This window comes from Pectobacterium sp. HCp5_1 (assembly GCF_032905925.1).
In the GTDB taxonomy this organism is placed as follows: domain Bacteria; phylum Pseudomonadota; class Gammaproteobacteria; order Enterobacterales; family Enterobacteriaceae; genus Pectobacterium; species Pectobacterium brasiliense_A.
In genome coordinates this window covers 14,873-36,309 of sequence record NZ_JAUMIO010000031.1, presented here as the reverse complement: position 1 = coordinate 36,309, position 21,437 = coordinate 14,873, and the positions used below count along the sequence as shown (strand labels likewise).

Annotated in this window: 12 protein-coding genes; 8 read left to right on the top strand and 4 right to left on the bottom strand. The window is 53.2% G+C overall.

From position 1 onward, the window contains the following. Positions 1–149 precede the first annotated feature (149 nt). The 5 genes from mpaA (at position 150) to Q3A88_RS17645 (ending at position 5,569) form a co-directional block, all read left to right on the top strand. The gene (gene mpaA / locus Q3A88_RS17665; RefSeq protein ID WP_110164352.1) at positions 150–869 is read left to right on the top strand and encodes a murein tripeptide amidase MpaA; all 720 of its coding nucleotides are present in this window, start codon (positions 150–152) and stop codon (positions 867–869) included. Positions 870–948: 79 nt separating this feature from the next. Next, the gene (tpx, locus tag Q3A88_RS17660) at positions 949–1,452 is read left to right on the top strand and encodes a thiol peroxidase (RefSeq protein ID WP_039496609.1); all 504 of its coding nucleotides are present in this window, start codon (positions 949–951) and stop codon (positions 1,450–1,452) included. 358 nt (positions 1,453–1,810) lie between these two features. Beyond that, a complete protein-coding gene (locus Q3A88_RS17655; protein WP_317178366.1) occupies positions 1,811–2,584 on the top strand; it encodes a hypothetical protein in 774 nt (257 codons plus the stop codon). 61 nt (positions 2,585–2,645) lie between these two features. Further along, positions 2,646–3,428: a hypothetical protein gene (locus tag Q3A88_RS17650; RefSeq protein WP_317178365.1), complete on the top strand. Its 783-nt coding sequence runs from the start codon at positions 2,646–2,648 to the stop codon at positions 3,426–3,428. A 26-nt stretch (positions 3,429–3,454) separates the two neighbouring features. Beyond that, positions 3,455–5,569, top strand: a complete 2,115-nt coding sequence (locus tag Q3A88_RS17645; RefSeq protein WP_317178364.1) for a hypothetical protein — start codon at positions 3,455–3,457, stop codon at positions 5,567–5,569. A gap of 55 nt (positions 5,570–5,624) precedes the next feature. On the opposite strand, the gene tyrR is transcribed toward Q3A88_RS17645, so the two are convergent. From tyrR to Q3A88_RS17625, 4 genes are all read right to left on the bottom strand, one after another. Then, positions 5,625–7,193 carry a transcriptional regulator TyrR gene (gene tyrR, locus Q3A88_RS17640; RefSeq protein WP_317178363.1) on the bottom strand — a complete coding sequence of 523 codons (1,569 nt, stop codon included), beginning with the start codon at positions 7,191–7,193 and terminating at the stop codon, positions 5,625–5,627. A 136-nt stretch (positions 7,194–7,329) separates the two neighbouring features. Beyond that, on the bottom strand, positions 7,330–8,874 hold the full coding sequence (locus Q3A88_RS17635; RefSeq protein WP_317178362.1) for a M20/M25/M40 family metallo-hydrolase: 1,545 nt from the start codon (positions 8,872–8,874) through the stop codon (positions 7,330–7,332). Between the two features lie 159 nt (positions 8,875–9,033). Next, positions 9,034–10,077, bottom strand: coding sequence for a YcjF family protein (locus Q3A88_RS17630; protein ID WP_233991128.1), 1,044 nt, complete (start codon positions 10,075–10,077; stop codon positions 9,034–9,036). Further along, complete coding sequence (locus Q3A88_RS17625; protein ID WP_014915688.1) at positions 10,074–11,471, bottom strand: YcjX family protein; 1,398 nt, start codon at positions 11,469–11,471, stop codon at positions 10,074–10,076. The genes Q3A88_RS17630 and Q3A88_RS17625 overlap by 4 nt, the downstream gene beginning before the upstream one ends. A 294-nt stretch (positions 11,472–11,765) precedes the next feature. On the opposite strand from Q3A88_RS17625, the gene Q3A88_RS17620 reads away from it, so the two are divergent. The 3 genes from Q3A88_RS17620 to Q3A88_RS17610 are packed head-to-tail and all read left to right on the top strand — an operon-like array spanning position 11,766 to position 21,436. Continuing rightward, positions 11,766–13,508 carry a ShlB/FhaC/HecB family hemolysin secretion/activation protein gene (locus tag Q3A88_RS17620; RefSeq protein WP_317178361.1) on the top strand — a complete coding sequence of 581 codons (1,743 nt, stop codon included), beginning with the start codon at positions 11,766–11,768 and terminating at the stop codon, positions 13,506–13,508. 11 nt (positions 13,509–13,519) lie between these two features. Further along, complete coding sequence (locus Q3A88_RS17615; RefSeq protein ID WP_010276778.1) at positions 13,520–14,035, top strand: toxin-activating lysine-acyltransferase; 516 nt, start codon at positions 13,520–13,522, stop codon at positions 14,033–14,035. A 27-nt stretch (positions 14,036–14,062) separates the two neighbouring features. Then, on the top strand, positions 14,063–21,436 hold the full coding sequence (locus Q3A88_RS17610; RefSeq protein ID WP_317178360.1) for a hemagglutinin repeat-containing protein: 7,374 nt from the start codon (positions 14,063–14,065) through the stop codon (positions 21,434–21,436). Position 21,437 lies beyond the last annotated feature (1 nt).

Here is a 21,437-nt window from a genome sequence, read left to right as displayed (position 1 = left end):
AGCGTAATGAATTGATTGAAGAATATAATAGTCAGAAATCAGCGCTATCATCCAGCGATACCCCCGCAATTTGTCAGCCCGCATCGCCGTTTGCGTCTCTGGGCCGATTTTTTTATGATGAAACGCATAGGTAACCACAGGGCAACAACATGGAAAATCCGATCATTCCTCTTCAGGCGCGCCAGCAACGAGGCAATTTACCTTCGCTGGGCGAACCGTATGGGAAATCGCTGCTGGGCGCGCCGCTGCTGTATTTCCCCGCCGAATTAGCCCCCTCAGAGAGCGGGCTGATTATTGCCGGAACACACGGCGATGAAACCGCAGCAGTCGTGGCGCTTTCCTGCGCGCTGCGCACCCTCTTTTCAGGCCAGCGCCGCCATCACGTGATTCTTGCGGTGAACCCGGATGGCTGTCAGTTGGGCCTGCGAGCCAACGCTAACGGTGTCGATCTCAATCGCAATTTTCCGGCCAGTAACTGGCAACCGGGGAAGACGGTCTACCGCTGGAATAGCACCGCAGATGAACGCGATGTCGAGCTATCCACGGGCGAAACGGCAGGTTCAGAGCCAGAAACAAAAGCCCTTTGCACGCTGATTGAGAAACTTAATCCTCACTGGGTTGTCTCTTTTCATGAGCCACTCGCGTGTATTGAAGATCCACATCATTCCGAACTCGGTCGCTGGTTGGCACTGCGGTGCGAACTGCCATTAGTATCGAGTATCGGTTACGACACACCAGGCTCTTTTGGAAGTTGGTGCGCCGACCGTTCGCTTCATTGCATTACCGCTGAGCTTCCGCCAATCTCGGCAGATGCCGCCAGCGAATGCTACCTGAAAGCGATGGTCGCGCTGCTAAGCCAGCAATTTTAATCGTAATTTTTATACCAATGTTGCTAATGTTGCCCTAAACTGAGCAGCGTGTTAATCACCTGTAATTAAGGACGCAAACATGTCACAGAACGTACATTTTCAAGGCAATCCTGTGCCAGTAGCAGGGTCATTCCCAGCCAAAGGAAGCAAAGCCCCGGCATTTACTCTGGTGGCTAAAGATCTGTCCGATACCCCGCTGAGCAACTATGCTGGCAAGCGCAAAATCCTGAACATTTTCCCAAGCATCGATACCGGTGTTTGTGCCACGTCCGTGCGCAAATTCAACCAACTGGGTTCTGAGCTGGATAACACCGTTGTTCTGTGTATCTCTTCCGATCTGCCGTTCGCGCAGTCCCGTTTTTGCGGCGCGGAAGGTCTGAACAACGTCGTTGTACTGTCTACCCTGCGTGGCGGTGAGTTCAAAGAAAGCTATGGCGTTGCTATCGCCGATGGCGCGCTGAAAGGTCTGACTGCTCGTGCGGTTGTTGTACTGGATGAAAACGACAACGTGCTGCACAGCGAACTGGTGAACGAAATCACCACTGAACCAGACTACGACGCAGCACTGGCTGTTCTGAAATAAGCTAAGCTACGCTGAAATTACGTAAAAACGGTTGCTCGCGCAGCCGTTTTTTTAATTTATATCCATCTATTAACCATAACTATAATTGGGTTATTCTGTTAATTATTCTATCTCATTCAATGATGAATTTTTATTAATGTTTCTTGCATCATTATCATGATATGAATATATCGATTATGCGATAGCCCTTCTATTTCATATAGACTTCCTCGTCAAACTTTAATGTCTCGCACCACCGCTATCGCGCTACCAATAATAGACACTGTATTTTGTATGGAATAATGATTAGTGAAGACAGAATGCAGTGCTGACATGGCTGACACTGACATGTGATGACTATTCAAAGGAGTGATGACTGTTGAGAATATTATTACTTCCCCTTCAAATAACCATTTTATTTTCTGGACTGGCTTTTAGCCAGAGCAGTGAAGCGTCATTCACGTTTGATCCACAAAAGTGCCACGTCCCCGACCCTGAGGGCAAAGCCTATGTAGCCCTACGTGATACGGTATTCCATATCTCTATCGATCAACTCAGTATCCTGCACGACCCTGTTTTACGCGATGGAGAAACCCTGCCACTCCCACCCGATCCTAGCGAACCTCTCGGGTGTAAAGGCAATCCGCTAAGCCAACAAAGTTTATTGTTCAGTCGCAATTTCAACGGAAAGCTGGGAGACCGTCCTGACTGGCCCAAAGCCTGGCCGTTACGAAAATTTCAGCTATTCAGTTCAACGCCGAGTCATTGGGGACTTCATCTAGACGAGCGCCATGACAAGATGTGTGAAAATCGCTTAAAACAGACAGGTCTGGTTCCCAACATGACGGCCTGTTTATTTGAGAAGAACCCTGCACGCCCGGATCGATATGACGTGGAGGAGGCAGGAAGTTGGCTGATTGATCCTGAGGTATATTCTGCTCCGTTTAATAAGAGACTCGCTATTTTTTGTATGTTTGCCATTTCAGGAGGAACCGACTGCGAAGTCGGCTATAAAATTTTCCCTACGGTGAACCTTAGTTATGAATTTAACCCCAAGGAATTTCCGCTGACTGAGATTATTAACTTTGATAAATATCTGAGAACCGAACTAGAACAGGCCGTGGTTAAAGATTACCCCTGGAAGAAGATGTGAATAAACCGTTCTACCATCAATGACACTGACATGTGATGACAATTCAAAGGAGTGATGACTATTGAGAATATTATTATTTCCCCTACAAATAGCTATTTTATTTTCAGGCCTTGTTTTTAACCAGAGCAGCGAAGCGTCATTCACGTTTGATCCACAAAAGTGCCACGTCCCCGACCCTGAGGGCAAAGCCTATGTAGCCCTACGTGATACGGTATTCCATATCTCTATCGATCAACTCAGTATCCTGCACGACCCTGTTTTACGCGATGGAGAAACCCTGCCACTCCCGCCCGACCCTAGCGAGCCTCTCGGGTGTAAAGGTAATCCGCTAAGCCAGCAAAGTTTATTGTTCAGCCGCAATTTCAACGGAAAGCTGGGAGACCGTCCTGACTGGCCCAAAGCCTGGCCGTTACGGAAATTTCAGCTATTCAGCTCAACGCCGGATCATTGGGGGGTTCAGCTAGATAATCGCCATGACAAGATGTGTGAAATACGACCAAAACAAACAGGTCTAGTACCCCACATGACAGCCTGTTTATATGAGAAAAACCCTGCACGCCCGGATCGATATGACGTGGAGGAGGCTGGAAGCTGGCTGATTGATCCTGAGGTATATTCCGCCCCTTTTAATCAGAGACTCGCTATTTTTTGTATGTTTTCCATTTCTGGAGGAACCGACTGCAAAGTAGGCTATAAAATTTTTCCGACGGTGAACCTTCGTTATGAATTTAAACCCAAGGAATTTCCGCTTACAGAGGTTATTAACTTTGATAAACATCTGAGAGCAGAACTAGAACAGGCCGTGGTTAAAGATTACCCCTGGAAGAAAAGCCCCCCTAATTGAACCTTATATAATATGGAGATGGATATATGGCAATTACCTATGAATATCATTACGGAAATGGCGGATTTATTCTATCTGATCCACAACAGAAAGAGCTTAGAACATTACTTGATAAACAGCTAACTCAATCTGGCACAGGAGCGACATCGCTCGCTGTTCCGCTATATGATAAAATCCTCAGTTATCTTCCTGTACCTAGCATAAATGTAGGTGAATATTTCAAAGTCTATACGTGGTTACAGGGCGCGCGTGAAGTCAATAACGACTCAAGCGTATATTCCATTTTCATTAGGAATTATACCAAGATACAGTATGAATTACGTTATGGAGAACTGAACGAACTCGAATTAAGCATACTTAACAATAAAATTAATGAGGCATCAAACAATATAGGGTTTGAATTGGTTAGAAATATACTTAACCACAATGGCTTACTTCCCGGATTAGAAGGGCTAGGTGTCTTAGACGGTGGTGAAGCAGCCAGAAAAGTATTTCAAGGTGACATTTATCCAGAAGGTGACTTTACAGGCTGGGCCGGTACAATGCTTTTCCCTTTCTTAGGCTATGATCGATTTTATGAAGAGTGGTTATTAACCACAGAAGAAATTAACGCAGAAATCCGCACGGGGAGCGGTATTGTCGATCGCATAATAAAAGAGCATAGTGGGACTTATGATTTGATTGCAGCATTACAAGCGAACCAGCAGACCATTGATAGTTATAACTTGTTAGAGTCTATTTACGCTGTTATTCGCAGCTTTGAAAACGCCGATAAATCACAGCAAGAAATTATTGAACAAACCAATAGTTTTATTAGCACAACCTACGCGCTGCCAGCCGATCATCCGTTTTTAGCTGGCAATAAATTACCTTATGATAAAGTCTTATTTCAAACTACAAATTTAGGATTCTCGTCTGGTAGTCAAGGCGACGATGATTATAAGGACTTTTGGATAGGTGACAGAGCAAACTATCTTAATTACATCGTGCATGCAGGTATAGGAAATGACAATATCCTTGGCGTCCCTACAACCTATTTGGGCCTTATCCCTGGCAGTGCGCTTATTGATGGTGGGCCTGGCTACGATTCGTTATCCTATCACACTACTCGGGATGGCGGTGATAACGTAGTCCCCCTTAAACTCAGCATTAGTTTTGAAAAAATAGATAGCCCTTTGTATAACTGGAGATTCTCTATCGATAAATCGCCATCTGAAGGATATAGTGTTTATAAAGGGCATGATTATGCTTATAGCATAGAGAAGCTCGAAGGGACAAATAACTCTGACACCTTTATTATAAAGGAACTCCCTATATCTAATGAAAACATCATCGTGGACTTATTAGACTCTAAGACTGGATATGGCGATACGATTGATCTTTCCCATCTTAACTATGGCGTAGAACTTTCATTAGTCGGTAATGAAGTTGTCTTTCCCTTTGAAGATGAAGGTTCTCTGACAATCAGAAATATGGAGAACATCATTGGCACATCATTTGATGATATATTATACGGAAACAGTAAAGATAATATTATCATTGGAGGAAGAGGCGATAATACTATTTACGGGAATGGGGGTGCAGATAAATTCGTTATCACCCAAGGTGTAAATACCATCAAAGATGCCGATAGTAATGATAAACTGTACATCAATCTCTCTTCTGTAAATCAGTTAACTAATCAAAGAGACCTCGGTATAGAATTAAAAGGTGGATTTATTATTCGTAGTAGCTCCCCCAATCCAGGAGGTGATGTTTTACTTCAAGACGGTGATACCGCTGTGTTTTATCCTGCGATCCCTAATCCGATGAATTTTTCACCGGCGCTTGGAGGAAGTAGAAATATGATTGATGACACGTTGGGCGATCAATTCATTGTCCGCTATACGTTGTCAGGAACGACACTCTTCGTATCGGCTTCTTTTGCTAAGTTGGATCCCGCAGAAGCCATTATCGAAAACTATGATGCTGGCGATCTGGGACTGAAATTTAAATCGCTTGTTGTTCCTAACTATTCTAATGCGGCAGCTTCACATGCCGGTAATATGGATCAGTTAGTTGACCAATACGTTCAATTACACTCAGAGATGATTACAGATCGTTTCACTCTCCCTACATCTTCTGATTTGTGGTACGCCTGAGACTACTATCCTCATCATCATGCCAAAACGGCTGCGCAAGCAGCCGTTTTGTTATTTACTCTTCGTCGTCCCCCGCCGATTTGCGTTGGCTGAGTCCATACTCCCGCAGTTTGTTGGCTATCGCCGTGTGCGATACGCCTAACCGTTTCGCCAGTTTGCGTGTGCTTGGATAAGATTGATAAAGGCGGGTCAGCACGGAACGCTCGAAACGTTTGTTGATGTCATCCAGCGAACCATCAAGCAAGGTTTCATCTTGCGGCGCATCAATCGAAAACGCTGGGAGATCGATGTCCTGCATATGCAGTTCGTTGCCTTCCAACTGCGTCAGTGCGCGATAAATAGTATTTCGCAACTGCCTAACGTTACCCGGCCAGCCATACTGCGGCAAGAAATGCTCCACATCTGCGGCCAGTTTAGGGCGAGGAATCCCCTGTTCGTCGGCAAAGCGCGCCACGAACAGCTCGGCCAGCGGCATAATATCCGCTGGGCGCTCACGCAGCGGCGGTAACGTCAGCGAGAGTACATTGAGGCGATAATAAAGATCCTCCCGGAACTCACCGCGCTGCACCAGCTCCAACAGGTTTTTCTTAGTCGCGCAAATCACCCGCACGTCGACATGGACTTCATGATCTTCACCGACGCGGCGGAATGTCCCGTCATTCAGGAAACGCAGCAATTTGGTCTGCATCTGCGCCGACATTTCACCGACTTCATCCAGCAGAACCGAACCGCCGTTTGCCTGTTCGAAGAAACCTTTTTTGCCTTCCTGCGCGTTGAGATACGCGCCGGGCGCATGGCCGAACAGCTCGCTCTCCATCACATCATCGGGTAAGGCCGCACAGTTCAGCGCCAGGAAAGGGTTCTTGCCGCGCGGCCCGCGCAGGTGGCAGGCTCGCGCCAGCATATCCTTACCCGTCCCTGTATCGCCCACGATCAGCAATGGCGCGTCCAGCATCGCTAATTTGCGCGCCTGCTCCACCACCTGACGCATTTTCGGGCTAACAGCCACGATATGATCGAACTCATTTTCATCATTCACGGCGAGGTTCTGCAACTGGCGACCCATGCGAGCGGCCGATTTCAGCATCACCAGCGCGCCCGCCGTTGCCACTTTACCCGCATCATCTTCCAGACGGACGGGCGTCATTTCCAGCAGGAAATCCTGACCACGGATCACCACACGCTCCGCCACGACGGCGCTGCTCTTCTCCAGCCAACTGGCGAAATTGAAACCGGGGATCATGCTGCCAATCGTCAAGTCGCTGATGGTCTCTGCCGATTGTTCAAACAGCACCAGCGCCGCGGGGTTAAACAACTCCAGCTTTCCTTTCATATCCAGCGAGAAGACGGGTTCAGGCATCGACTCCAACAGCGCATTCAATGCCCGATGTTCACGTTCAGACGGCATGAACGCCACGGTACGCACATCGCTGACACTGTCAATACGGCGGATTTCCGTCATCAGCAGACGGAAATCATCAAAATCGAGGGTGGCAAAATTGAGGTAGATACGACCAATAGACGCAATTTCAATGCCGCGTAAATCAATATTGCGTGACGCAAGTAGATCTAACAATTCACGGACCATACCAATGCGGTCTTCACAAATCACTTCCAGATGCATCAACGGCTACCTTCTTCAAGAGACACGATATGGCTATTGCTACTGATAATACCCTTTCGTTTGCACCGGATGAAGTAAGGTGGCAGCAAAAGTTGACACATCTGTACGTTTTTTCCACGTCAATGACGAAACGGGGTTAAGACAGCGGCGTCGTCGCCATCGCCACAATGGTTCGAATACCTTCCAGATAGTTACCGAGGCGTAAATTCTCATCAAAACTATGCTGATTATTGTCGGCATTCACCAGAGGAACGATGACGTAAGGCACTTTCAATACGCTGACCGCGCCGCTCATCGGCAGCGTCCCGCCCATCATACGATTCTTCTCCGGTGCGATGCCGCGCGGTGCGGTTGTAGTCGCAACCGCCCAGTGCCCCAGCGGGGAATCGATCTCGGTTCTGGCCGCATAGGCGCTGCTCGGATAGGCCGTCAGGCTAAGGGAAATCAGATGCGGATACTGTTCGCGTTCGGCCTGCGTAGGCGCTTCACCGGCAATGATATGAAAGCCTTTGCTGGCGATATACTGGCGTAACAGCGCATACATATCATCCGGCGGCGTCTCCGGCACGGTGCGAATATTCACGCTGGCCGTCGCGGTTGACGGAATGGCGTTCGAAGCCTTTTTGCCCGTGTCGCCCGCTTTAATGCCGAGAATATCCAGCGAAGGATATTGCACCGCTTCTGCCGCATTGCTGGCGACCTTCTCTAACTGAGCAACACCAAAGCGTTTCTCCAGCGAACCCTCGGGCGGCGCGGTCTCTGCGACTTGTTTTTTATCGCTCTCGCTAAGCGTGACGCGGTCATAGTAACCGGGGATCGTGACCTTACCGTCCGCATCTTTCATGCTAGCCAACAGCGTGGCCAAATTTTGCACCGGATTGGGAATGACATTGCCATAACCGCCGCTGTGCGCCGCCGCGTTCGCACCGAAAACCGTCATATCGATCTGGATTGACCCACGATTACCAAAGTTGATGCCAGGACGATTGCTGGACGGCATCGCCCCGTCATAAATCACCATACCGTCACTTTTCAGCAGCGTCAGATTGTCGGCCATGACCTTTGTCAGGCCGGGCGAACCTTTTTCCTCTTCAGAATCCAGCAGCACTTTGATGTTGACCGCAGGCTCAACGCCTTTATCTTTCATGGCGTCCATGGCGGCGAGAAACATCACGATCGGCCCTTTATCATCGGCCGATGCCCGGGCAAAGAGGCGCCATTCTGGATTGATATCCCCTTTCAGAAGACGTGACTCAGGCAGCGTCTGCCATTTGCCCGCAGCGTCTTTTTCTTTCAGCACGGGCTGCCACGGTGGCGTTTGCCACTCGGACGGATTAACGGGCTGTCCGTCAAAATGCATATAGAACAAGATGGTTTTACGATCGGCTTTTGGCGTTCCCAGCTCAGCATACACCAGCGGCTTATCACCATTTGTCAGCTGTTGCGTGGTGAAGCCACGCTTCTGAAAAGCCTTTTCCAGCCAGTCGGCATTACGCTGGATATCCGCAGGCACGGCAGCATCATTTGGCAACGTGAGTAATTCAAGATATTCAGGGAAGCTGTGTTGCGCGTAACGTTCCGCATCGGCGGGTGCCAGTACCAGCTGTGCGCTGGCAGGTAAACAGAGAATGGCTGCCGACAGCGACAGTGCTGCCAGCGTCAATTTTTTACCGGGAATCATAAAAACGTCCTGTTATACAGAAATGAGGAGTTTTTATCCTACACACGATTTTGTAACAAGGGTACTGTCTGCCAAAATAGCACGCGGCTTGTACTGCATTTCATTGTTAAGCCACGATAAAACAACGATGGCACATTGCCTGTACCATCGTCTTCACCCCTAACGCCCTTTTTGCAGCGTTTCTTTTACCTGACCAATCAGTTCGCGGCGGAAATCGCCGAGGCGCGGTTTGTCATCCAGCCACGGCAGTGGACGGCATAATTCCATCGCTTTGATACCCAGGCGCGCGGTCAGCAGCCCTGCGCCAATGCCCTGTGCAGCGCGAGTTGATAGCCGCGCGGCCAGATCCTGTGACATCCAATCCATGCCAATTTCCCGCACCAGCTCCGAAGCACCGGCAAACGCAATATTGACCAGCACCAGCCGGAACAGGCGAATGCGGCTGAAATAGCCGAGTTCGATGCCGTACAGCGCAGCAATACGGTTAATCAGGCGCAGGTTGCGCCAGGCGATAAAGGCCATATCCACCAGCGCCAGCGGGCTGACGGCGATCATCAAGGTGGATTCCGCCGCCGAGCGGCTGATTTCACGCCGCGCCTGCGTATCCAGTACGGGCTGAACCAGACGCGCATAAAGCTCCAGCACTTCGCGGTCATTGTGGGTTTCATGGAGCGAAGCCTGCCAGCGCTGTATCGCCGGATGGCCGCTATCCAGCCCTGCCTGACGTGCCAACTTTTCACAGAATTCGCGCCCGCGCCCCACGCCGTGGCTATGTAACAGATCGCGAGCCACGTCGCGCTCTTCCGCCCGTTCCCGCAAGCGGTAGAGCCGTCGCCACTCGACGGCCAGCGAACCGACGCCCGCCGCCACAATCAGACTACCCGCGGTAATGCCACCCAATGCGATCCAATCCTGTTGCACCCAGGCGTTATGTAGCGACTGCACGCCCTGCGCCAGCGCGCTGACGCCAAACAGCCCTATTCCCGCCATCACCATACGCCGCCACAGGCTGCGCTTCGGCCGCAGCGCCGCGCTGATCGCCTCTTCCGCAGCCCCTTCTTCCGGCACTTCCTCTTCGCGACTGATGGGGGAAAATGGCGTACCGCTCTGCTCGTCAAATGCTAACCCGGCACGCAACTGCGGTTGCGGCTCTTGCGGTAAAGCATCATCGAACGTGACACGGGGTTTCAGTGGCTCGTTCATCGCAATTTATCCTTTAACAAAAAGTCCATGACCGTATCCAGCCGGATATGCGGCAACGGCGTGTCTACCGTCATTTCTCGCGGACGAAATTGATCGAAGTGGAAGCCCTGCGTTTGCCAGAATGCCGCTCCCGGTAAACGCGCAGGCACTTCACCGGGATAGACCGTCAACGGCTGACCGTCACTGAGCCGATGCCCTTTCAGCGCCGGAATTTTCTGTCCCTGATGATCGACCACCCCGCTCTGCGTTGACTGGATCGACGCAATGCCTTCGCAGCGCATGTCGATGCCTTCAAACGCCGCGTTCTGCCACGCTTCCTGCACCAGTTGCTGAAGCAACGACACCAGATTGGCGTGCTGGTCGGCAGTAATGTGATCCGCTTTACTCGCCGCAAACATCAGTTTGTCGATGCAGGGTGAGAACAAACGCCGGAACAGCGTACGCTTCCCGTAATGAAAACTTTGCATCAGTTGGGTGAGCGCCAGCCGCATATCGTTAAACGCATGAATGCCGCTATTGAGCGGTTGCAGGCAATCGACCAGAACAATCTGCCGGTCGAAGCGTACGAAGTGATCCTTATAAAATCCTTTGACGACCGACTGACAGTAATAGTCAAAACGCTTGCGCAGCATGCCGATGTTGGTTTTCTCATCCGCCTGCGCCAGCTTAGCTTCACCGATCTGATTCACCTGCGGCCACGGGAAGAATTGCAGCACCGGCGCACCCGCCAGATCGCCCGGCAATACAAATCGTCCCGGTTGAATAAAGTGCAGTCCTTCCTGTTTGCAGCGATGCAGATAGTCGGTGTAAGCCTGCGCCACCTCGGCAAGCTGGTTCTCATCCGCCGGGGCCAGCGGATCAACTTTCTCACACAGCGCCAGCCAGGGTTTCGCCCACTCGGTGCGTCCCCCTTGCAGCAAACCGCCCATCTGCTGCGACCAGCTCAAATAGGTTTGCTCCAGCAGCGGCAGATCCAGCAACCATTCGCCGGGGTAATCGACAATTTCCAGATAGAGCGTCGAGGTGTCTTTGAAATGACGCAGCAACGAATCCTTAGAGCGATAGCGCAGCGCCAGACGAATCTCACTCACTCCGCGCGTCGGCGTTGGCCAAGCCGGCGGCGAGCCATACAGCGCAGCCATGCCTTCATCATAAGCAAAACGCGGCACGCCCAAATCGCGCTGCGGCACACGTTTCACCCCCAGCAAACGCTCTTCGCGCACGGGAGAAAACATCGGCAAATGCGCACCGCTGTGGGTATTCAATAATTGATTGACGAACGCGGTGATAAACGCGGTTTTGCCACTGCGGCTCAACCCAGTGACGGCAATCCGCAGGTGGCGATCCACGCCGCGATTGACCAGAGAGTTAATTTCGTTCTGTAGTCGACTCATCGAATGAACCATTACTCCTTTGGTTGAGAGATATATCGTATCAATATAATAAAATCAGACAAACGCCTCACGCTCACGCCGATATAAGTTCAACTCCGCTCACCTATCTCATACCGTATTTTTACCGCCAAAATGTAAAGAAACGATATTTTTAAGACAACTCTTAGCAAGCAATAAGACAACTCTTAGCCAACAAATTGTTAACGTATATAACCTGAAATTGTACCAAGTAACCAATTGTTTCTTGAAACGAATAGTGTCCCAATAACAATTAATAATTCAGGTTAATTAATTATGCTACGGAATGCGTCATTCACTGACGGGTATCAACCTGCGCGTCTCAGCCCGCTTGCGCTATTTATTTTATTGACCACCTCAGCAAGCAGCTGGGCGGCAGATAATAATTTTACGCCTCTTGCCGCACCGAACTGGGTGGATGAACAGCTAAATATCAACCAGCAGGATCGCCAGCGTGCGATGCAGCAGCAATTAGCGCCGCAAACGCCTGATGTGCGTTTGCAGCCCCCTTCTTCATTCTTTACTAAATTGCAATTTCCGCAGGAGCAACAGTGCTTTACGCTGTATCACATCATACTGACCGGCAAAGACGATTTCCCCTCCTGGCTGCGTATCCCGCTGCAACAGCTGGCCGATCAGGGTAAAGGTCAGTGCCTGGGCGCTCAGGGTGTCAACCTGCTGATGAGCGCACTGCAAAACCGTTTGATCGACCATGGCTACGTCACCGCGCGCGTAATGGCGCCGCCGCAAAACCTGAAAACTGGCACCCTGCATATCACCCTGATTCCGGGCAAAACGCGCCAAATCAAACTGACCAAAGAGAGCGATCGCTACGTGAGCCTCTGGAGCGCCCTGCCGGCGCGTGAAGGCGAACTGCTGGATTTGCGTGACATTGAGCAGGGACTGGAAAACCTGCAGCGCGTGCCCACCGTACAGGCAGAGATGGCGATTGTGCCGGGCGAACAGCCCGGTGAAAGCGACATTGACGTCACCTGGAAACAGGAAAAAATGTGGCGTCTCGGCGCGACACTCGATGATTCAGGCACCGAAACCACCGGTCGTTATCAGGGCGGCCTGACGCTGTATATCGATAATCCCTTCGCACTCAGCGACCTGTTCTACATTTCTGGCAACCATGACCTTGAATCCGGCAGCGAAAAAGGCAGCAAGAACTACATGCTGCACTATTCCGTACCGTTCGGTTACTGGATGGCGGGCGTCACCGCAAGCGGCTACGACTACAACCAGAATGTGGCGGGCGCGTATGAAGACTACAACTACAGCGGCAACAGCAAAAACCTTAACTTCCAACTGAGCCGGGTGCTGCACCGCAGCGGCAGTCAGAAAACTTCAATGAGCTATGAAATTCTGACGCGCGAATCGCAGAACTTCGTCAACGATACCGAAGTGGATGTGCAGCGGCGTAAAACCAGCGCCTGGCGTCTGGGTCTGCAGCATCGCCACTACTTCGGCGCTACCACCCTTGATGCCGCAGTGAGCTACCAGCGCGGCACCCGCTGGTTCGGCGCTATTCCGGCGCAGGAAGAGTATTTCGATGAAGGCACCGCGCTGGCGAAAATTATCCAGTTGAATGCACAACTCGATATGCCGTTTACGCTGGGCAATCAGACCTTCCGCTACAACGTGCAGTATCTGCGCCAGATCAACCATACCAAACTGACGCCACAGGATCAGCTGTCGATTGGTAACCGCTGGACCGTGCGCGGCTTTGATGGTGAACGCACCCTGACGGCCGACAACGGCTGGTTCGTGCGCAACGATCTGGCCTGGCGCACCCCGCTCCCTAATCAGGAACTGTATCTCGGCGCTGACTACGGCGAAGTAGACGGCACGCGTGATTACCTCGCCGGAAAACATCTGGCGGGCGGCGTGCTTGGTCTGCGCGGTAACGCCTTTAACACCGGCTACGACCTGTTTGTCGGTGTGCCGTTCTCCAAACCGGAAGGTTTCCACACCAGCCCGGTCACCCTCGGTTTCAACCTCAGTTGGCAGTACTAAGGAGGCGCGTGATGAAGATTCCTGTTAATGGCTATCAGTTAACCGCCCCGCTGCTCGGCGGTCAGTTCAGCGAAGCGGAAGCGCTTGGCGCGGCAGTCTGGCTGTGGATGCATTCGGAACAGCACCGAGATATTCCGCTCAGTGTGCTGCCGACGCTGCTGCTGCCTGCCATCAAACATCAGCAGTTTGTTATTGCCAGCCGCGATGACAAACCCCTGTTTTTCCTCAGTTGGGCGTGGATGGACGAAGAAGCGGAACAGCGCTACCTCACCGGCCCCGGCATCCTGGTGCAGCCGCAGGACTGGACCAGCGGCAACCGCCTGTGGTTCCGCGACTGGGTCGCGCCCTTCGGCGATCAGCAGGCATTTCGTCGCATCGTTGGCGGCACGCTGTTTCCCCACTTATGTGGCCGTGCGCTGTACCACAAAGGGGCGGAACGCGGACAGCGGGTACTGCAATTCCGTGGCGATGACGTCACCCAACAACAATTCAGACTCTGGCAGCAGAACACGCCGCTGGTTGCTTAACATCACTTTTAGCAGGGATAACTTTTCGTGAATAAGAACCTCTATCGCATCATTTTCAATAAGGCTCGCGGCCTGTTAATGGTGGTATCAGAAATCAACCGCGGCCAGGGTAAAAGCGGTGCCAACGGCGTCGGCCATACGCTGAGCCAGCTGATTGGCCGCATGAAGCCCACCGCCTTCCTGACCATGACCGCACTCGGTCTGGTCACGCTCGCGCCACAGGCGCTGGCGGCCGGAATTGTCGCCGACAAGAGCGCCCCGGGCGGCCAGCAGCCGAATGTGATGCAGAGCGCCAACGGCACGCCGCAGGTCAATATCCAGACGCCGAGCGCCGGTGGTGTTTCGCATAACAAATACACCCAGTTTGACGTCGATAACAAAGGCGCGATTCTTAATAACTCGCACAAACAAGTGCAGACTCAGATGGGCGGCTGGGTGGCGGGTAACCCATGGCTGGCGAAAGGCGAAGCCAAAATTATTCTTAACGAGGTCAACTCGCGCGACCCGAGCAAGCTGAACGGCTATGTAGAAGTGGCAGGCCGTAAGGCGCAGGTGGTCATCGCCAACCCGGCGGGTATCAGCTGCGACGGCTGTGGCTTTATTAACGCCAACCGCGCCACACTGACCACCGGCACGCCGCAGATGGCCAACGGTGAACTGCGCGGTTACCGCGTGGGCAAGGGTGAAATCGTGGTGGAAGGCGCTGGCATGGACAGCAGCCGTCAGGATTACACAGACCTGATTGCCCGCACCGTGAAGGTCAATGCCGGTATCTGGGCGAAAGATGTGACCGTCACCACCGGTAAAAACGAGGTGACAGCCGATAACAGCACGGTCACAGCCAGCAGCGCGACGGACAGCGACAGTAGCGACGTCAAACCGACGCTGGCGATCGACGTCGCCCAGTTGGGCGGCATGTATGCCGGTAAAATCCGTCTGGTGGCGACCGAGCAAGGGGTCGGCGTCAGCAACAAAGGGACGCTTGGCAGTCAGGCGGGTGACATCACCATTAACGCCAATGGCGATATCGTCAACAGCGGTACGGTCAATGCAGGTCAGGATCTGCTGCTGGGCGGTAAAAAAGTTGACAACAGCGGCACCCTGTTTGCCCAGCGCGATCAGAGCACGACCGCCAGCGACGAGGTGACGAATACCGGCCTTATCGCCGCCAAAGGCAATACCCATGTGCGCAGCGCCAGCATCCGCAACAGCAAAGGCGCGGCCATTGCCGCTGGGATGAAGACCGATGGCACCCTGGCCGACAGCGGCAATCTGACGCTCGCCAGCGACGGTAAACTGACCAGCCAGGGTCAAGCGCTGGCCGGTGGCAATCTGAACGCTAACGCCAGCCAGATTGATCTCAGCGGCAGCGATACCGCCGCACATCACACCACGCTGACCAGCAGCAGCGATATCATCACCGACGACGCGCAGCTGCTGGCGAGCGGCGATTTGAAACTCTCCGCCGCCGGTAAACTCAGCAACGATCGCGGCGTGATTAACGCCAATGCGCTGCAGGTCAGCACCCCGGTTATCAGTAACCGCGGTGGTCAGTTACTGCAGAGCGGCGACAGCGATCTGCAACTCAGCAGCGACAGCATTGATAACCAGAATGGCCGCATCGCCGCCAATGCCAAAAAACTCAGCGTACAGAGCGCCAGCCTGAATAACCAGGGCGGCACCATTATGGCGGCTGGTTCCGGCTCACTGGATGTTGCGGCCAGCAGTGAACTGAATAACCAGAACGGTACACTGGCCGCAGCCAGCGATCTGGCGATCGCCACGCCGGTGCTGAATAACAATCAGGGACAGATCTCCGCCAATAAGCAGCTGACGCTCGATCAGCAAAACAGCAGCGCCCTCGCCCGCACCGCAGCAACCAGCAGCGATCTGCGTATTAGCAATGAAGGTGGCCGTCTGGTGGCGGGTCAGCAACTGATCTTCCGCGGTCGCGAGATTAATGGCAGCGGTGAAATTCTGTCGCTTGGCGATATGGATCTCAGCTTCGCGGACGGCTTCAGTAACAACAATAAAACGCTGGCAAATGGCGATCTGACGCTGAACGTCAATAACAGCCTGATCAACACGGCACTGCTTGGCGCAGGCGGTAAGCTGAATGTGCAGGCCAGCAACATCGACAACCAGACCACTGGCGAACTAAGTTCCCAACAGACCACGCTGAACGCCAGCGATACGTTGAGCAACCGTGGCCTGATCGACGGCGTGCTGACCCGCATCAACGCCAGCACCGTGAATAATATCGGCATCGGCCGTATTTATGGCGACGGCCTGGCGATCGGCGCAGCGACGCTAAATAATCTGGCGGAAAATAACAGCAGCGCTACCATCGCGGCGCGCCAGCGTCTGGATCTGGGCATCGGTACGCTGAATAACCGCGACCACTCCCTGATCTACAGCAATGGTGATATAGCCATCGGCGGCGCGCTGGATGCGGACATGCTGGCGACCGGCAAGGCAGGCGAAATTAACAACCACAGCTCGACTATCGAATCTGTGGGCAATATGGCGCTGAGCTTCACCGCGCTGAACAATATCAATGACAACTTCGCCACCAGTATGGTGCAGTTGTCGCAGCGGCAGAAAGATGAGTACATGGTGGTCGACCTGAATAATGGCGTCCACTACAGCCCTGACGACTACAACATCAGCTTCTACAAAAATGAAGTGCGCCATATCTGTATCGAAGGCGTGGTGTGTGGTCGCGACCATTACTATCAGTACAGCTATACCGAGACCATTCGCGAAGAGCAGATCGCCCAGAGCGACCCAGCGAAAATCATCGCAGGCGGTCAGATTTCGCTCTCCGGCGATAAGCTGCTGAACGACAAGAGCCAGATTATTGCCGGTGGCACCCTGCTGACGGCAGTGAAGGAACTGGTGAATACCGAAGTCACTGGCCAGAAACTGACGGAGAAAGTCGGTCAGGTCATCGAATGGGATCGTATCCATAAAAAAGGCAAAGACAGCCAGAAAGCACGCGCTTCGGCCTATACACCGCCAACGGAAATTCAGTCCATCAGCCTCAGCCCGACCGTGATGAAGGAGAATACTCAGGCGACCAGCAGCGCACCATCGCTGGCTGAGTATGCCGCGCAGCGCGTGGAAGTAGCCGGACAGAACACTGACGTCATTCGTTCGATGACACCGGATGCTTCCCTGCCAACCGGCAGCCTGTTCACCTCCCTGCCAGATGCCACCAGCAGCTATCTGATCGAAACCGATCCGCGCTTCACCAATCAGAGAATCTGGCTGAGCTCCGACTATATGCTGCGCCAGTTGCAGACCGACCCGTCGATCACGCAAAAACGCCTCGGCGATGGTTTCTATGAGCAACGTCTGGTGCGCGAGCAGATCGTTGAGCTGGTCGGCCAGCGCTATCTCGCCGACTACACCAGCGATGAAGAGCAGTATAAGGGCCTGATGGAAGCGGGCGTCAGCTTCGCGAAGCAATTCAATCTGGTGCCGGGCGTGGCGCTCACCGCCGAACAGATGAAGCAGATCACTCAGGATATGGTGTGGCTGGTGGCGCAGGATGTGAAGATGCCGGATGGCACCACCCAGAACGTGCTGGTACCGCAGGTGTATGCACAGGTGCAGCAAGGCGATATGGACGGCAGCGGTGCGCTGCTGGCCGGTAAGAACGTCAGCATTGGCGTCAGCGGCGGCATGCTGAACAGCGGACGCATCAGCGCCACACAGCTGGTCAGCGTTTCCGGCGACGATATCGTTAACGTCGGCGGCATCATTGCGGGTAAATCCGTGTCGCTGCAGGCGACCAACGATCTCACTAACATCGGCGGCACGGTGCGTGCCACCGATACCCTGCTGGCGCAAGCCGGACGCGATATCACCGTTGCCAGCGAGACCAACCACGCGGAAAGTCAAAACGGCAGTAACCACTTCAGCCGCGACAATATCGACCGTGTGGCAGGCATGTATGTGCAGGGTGACGATGGCAAACTGCTGCTGCAGGCAGGCCGTGATGTCAATCTGCAGGCCGCACAGGTGGCCAGCTCCGGTGAAAACAGCCAGACGCAGATCGCGGCTAATCGCGATATAAATATGACCACCGTCACCACCGGCAGCCGCGACAAAGTCGTGTGGGATAAAGATAACCACGTCACGCAGACGCTGACTCAGGTACAAGGCAGTGAAGTCACCAGCGACGGCAATATTTCGCTGAATGCCGGCAATAATATTAACGCCCAGGCGGCGAAGCTGAATGCCGATCGGCAGCTTGCGCTGACCGCCACCAATGATATCAACCTCGGCAGCGCCAGCAGCCAGGAATATCTGGATATGAATTCGAAGGTGAAAGGTTCCGGCTTCCTGTCGAAACGCACCACGACCACCCGCGCCGGCTACGATGCCACGCTGGCGAACGGCAGCAGTCTGGGCGGGGAAAATATCTCCATCAGCGCGGGTAACAATCTGAATATCACCGGCAGCGATGTGGCGGCTGATCGGGATCTGGCACTGCGTACCGGTAACGACCTCAACGTCACGGCGGCAGAAGAAAGCCGCGACAGCTGGTCGATGAAGAAAACCACCAAGTCGGGCCTGATGAGCAGCGGCGGCATTGGCTTCTTTGTCGGTTCAATCAAAGAGAGTTCGACCTCCGATACTGCGGCGCTGACCCACAACAACAGCACGCTGGGCAGCGTCAATGGCGATACCAGTCTGGTAGCGGGCAATAATATCGCCGTGCAGGGCTCCGATGTGATCGCCGGTAACGACATCAATATGGTGGCGAACAATATCACCATTGATGCCGCGAATAATCAGAGCACCACCGACACCACCTATGAACGTAAACAGACGGGTCTGACGCTGGCGCTGTCCGGCGCGATCGGCAGCGCGATTAATGCCGCTTACACCAGCGCGAAAGCCGCCGATGAGCAGCAGGATGGCCGTATGGCGTCACTGCAAAAGCTGAAATCAGGTCTGGCAGGCGTACAGGCTGCTCAGGCCGCGGTACTGGCTTCGCAGAATACCGCGGATCAGAATGCCATTGGCGTCAGCCTGTCGCTGAGCACCTCAAAGTCGAAGAGCGAGAGCCACAGCGAAGCGGTTAACGCTTCCGGTAGTACCGTGCAGGCGGGCAACAATATCAACCTGGTGGCGACCGGTTCAGAGAATGGCAACGATGGCGATCTGACCATCGGCGGCAGCCAGTTGAAAGCGGGCAACGATGTGCTGCTGTCGGCGAACCGCGATATCAACCTGCTGTCGGCGCAGAATACCCAACTGCAGACCGGCAAGAACAGCAGCAGCGGCGGCGGCGTGGGCGTCAGCATCGGCGCTGGCCAGGGCGGCGCGGGAATCAGTGTGTTTGCTAACGCCAGTAAAGGTTCCGGCAACGAAAATGGCGATGGCCTGACCCACACCGAAACCACTGTCGATGCCGGGAATAAGCTGACGGTTAACAGCGGACGTGATACTACCCTGCGCGGCGCACAGCTGAGTGCCGATCAGGTGGTGGCGAATGTCGGACGTGACCTGACGCTGCAGAGCGAACAGGACGTCAATAACTATGATTCTAAGCAGAAGAACAGCTCGGCAGGCGCCAGCTTTACCTTTGGCAGCATGACCGGTAGCGTCAGCGCCAGCGTCGCCAAAGATAAGATCCACAGTACCTATAACAGCGTGCAGGAGCAGACCGGTATCTTCGCCGGTGACGGCGGCTTCGATATCACCGTCGGCAACCACACGCAGTTGGATGGCGCAGTGATTGGCAGCACCGCCAGCGAAGATAAAAACCGTCTCAATACCGGCACGCTGGGCTTCAGCAATATCGACAATAGTGCCGAGTTTGAAGTATCGCACAGCAGCGTCGGTATCAGCACTGGCGGGCTGGGCGCGCAGGATCTGCTGAAAAATGCCGTTCAGAATCTGGCGGCTAATGGTCTGGGTGCGGGTGGCAGCGATGGGAATGCCTCCGGCACCACCTATGCCGCCGTTTCACCGGGATCGCTGGTTATCCGTGACCAGGCGAACCAGCAGCAGGATGTCAGCGAGCTGAGCCGCGATGTTGAGCATGCGAATCAAAGTATCAGCCCAATCTTTGATAAGGCGAAGGAACAGCAGCGTCTGAGCCAGTTGCGGTTGATTAGCGATATCGCGAATCAGGCCGTCGATATTACTCTCAAGCAGGGTGAAATTCTGGCTAACAGTGCCGGCATTGAAGAAGCTGGTGAGTGGGATGGTAAAGAAAAGCGTGATGTTTACTGGAATCGTGTCAAAAATACAGACGCTTATAAAAGCGTGAGTGACCAGTATAAGGCTGGAGGCGATCTTGACCGCGGAGTTCGCGCTGCTGCTGCTGCAATTACTGCTCTGGCTGGTGGCGACCCAGCGAAAGCGCTGGCTGCCGGAGCTGCGCCTTATATGGCTGGAGTAGTAAAAGGCATGACAGTAGGCTTTGATGAAGACCCGACAGCCGGTCAAATTGCGGCAAATGCCATTGGACATGCTGTATTAGGTGGTGTTGTTGCTGAATTGTCGGGAACAAATGCTGCTGCAGGCGCCATCGGCGCGGCGAGTGGAGAACTCGCTGCACGTGCTATTCGTGAATATTTATACCCTGGTGTTAAAACGGAAGATCTCAAACCAGAACAGCGTACTAAGATTAGCAATCTGGCATCGCTGGCAGGGGCCCTTGCTGGCGGACTCAGCACGGATACTTCTGCTGGCGCTGTCACTGCGCATGATTCCAGTAAAAATGCGGTGGACAACAATGATCTGTTAAGCCCTGGCATGATGTCTTGGGGCTCTGGTGCGGTGTCACTCGCCAAATATGAGATTGAGCATGGCAAAACGCCCGAGCAGGTCAGTGAATCATTACGCATCTACAACAGAGGCACCCTTTCCGAGAATCAGGATCCGGTAAGAGGATTACTGCAAGCCTGGGGCTTCTTTATGGTTAATGCCCTGACACTCGGTGGAGGGAGCACAGTGACGGGTGGAGCAATCACCGTCAATGGACTCATCGGTGGCGCAGCCAATATCAATAACCAGGTAATCACCATGAAACCGGGTGAAAGCATAAGTTACACTGATGCTTTAATTGCTACAGGCGTCAGCGCCGTCACCACAGGGAAGAGTTTCCTGGCAACCCAGGTTTGGGGGATGAGCGGAGCCTATGTTGGCAGTAAAATTAAGGGTGACCAAGATTCCACCGGCGCGGTTACCGGCGCTGGGGTCGGTAACGTTGCCGGTGCCACTACGTCGACCATTATCAGTGGTGCAGCGGGTACGAAATTGCCGAAACCTGCAGCGGACATGCTGGGGAGTACTTTTGGAGCCGCTGTTTCTGAAGGTACAGGGACGGTAATCCAGAAAGCGATTGATAAGAAGCCGCAGGATCAACAAGGAAAATAAG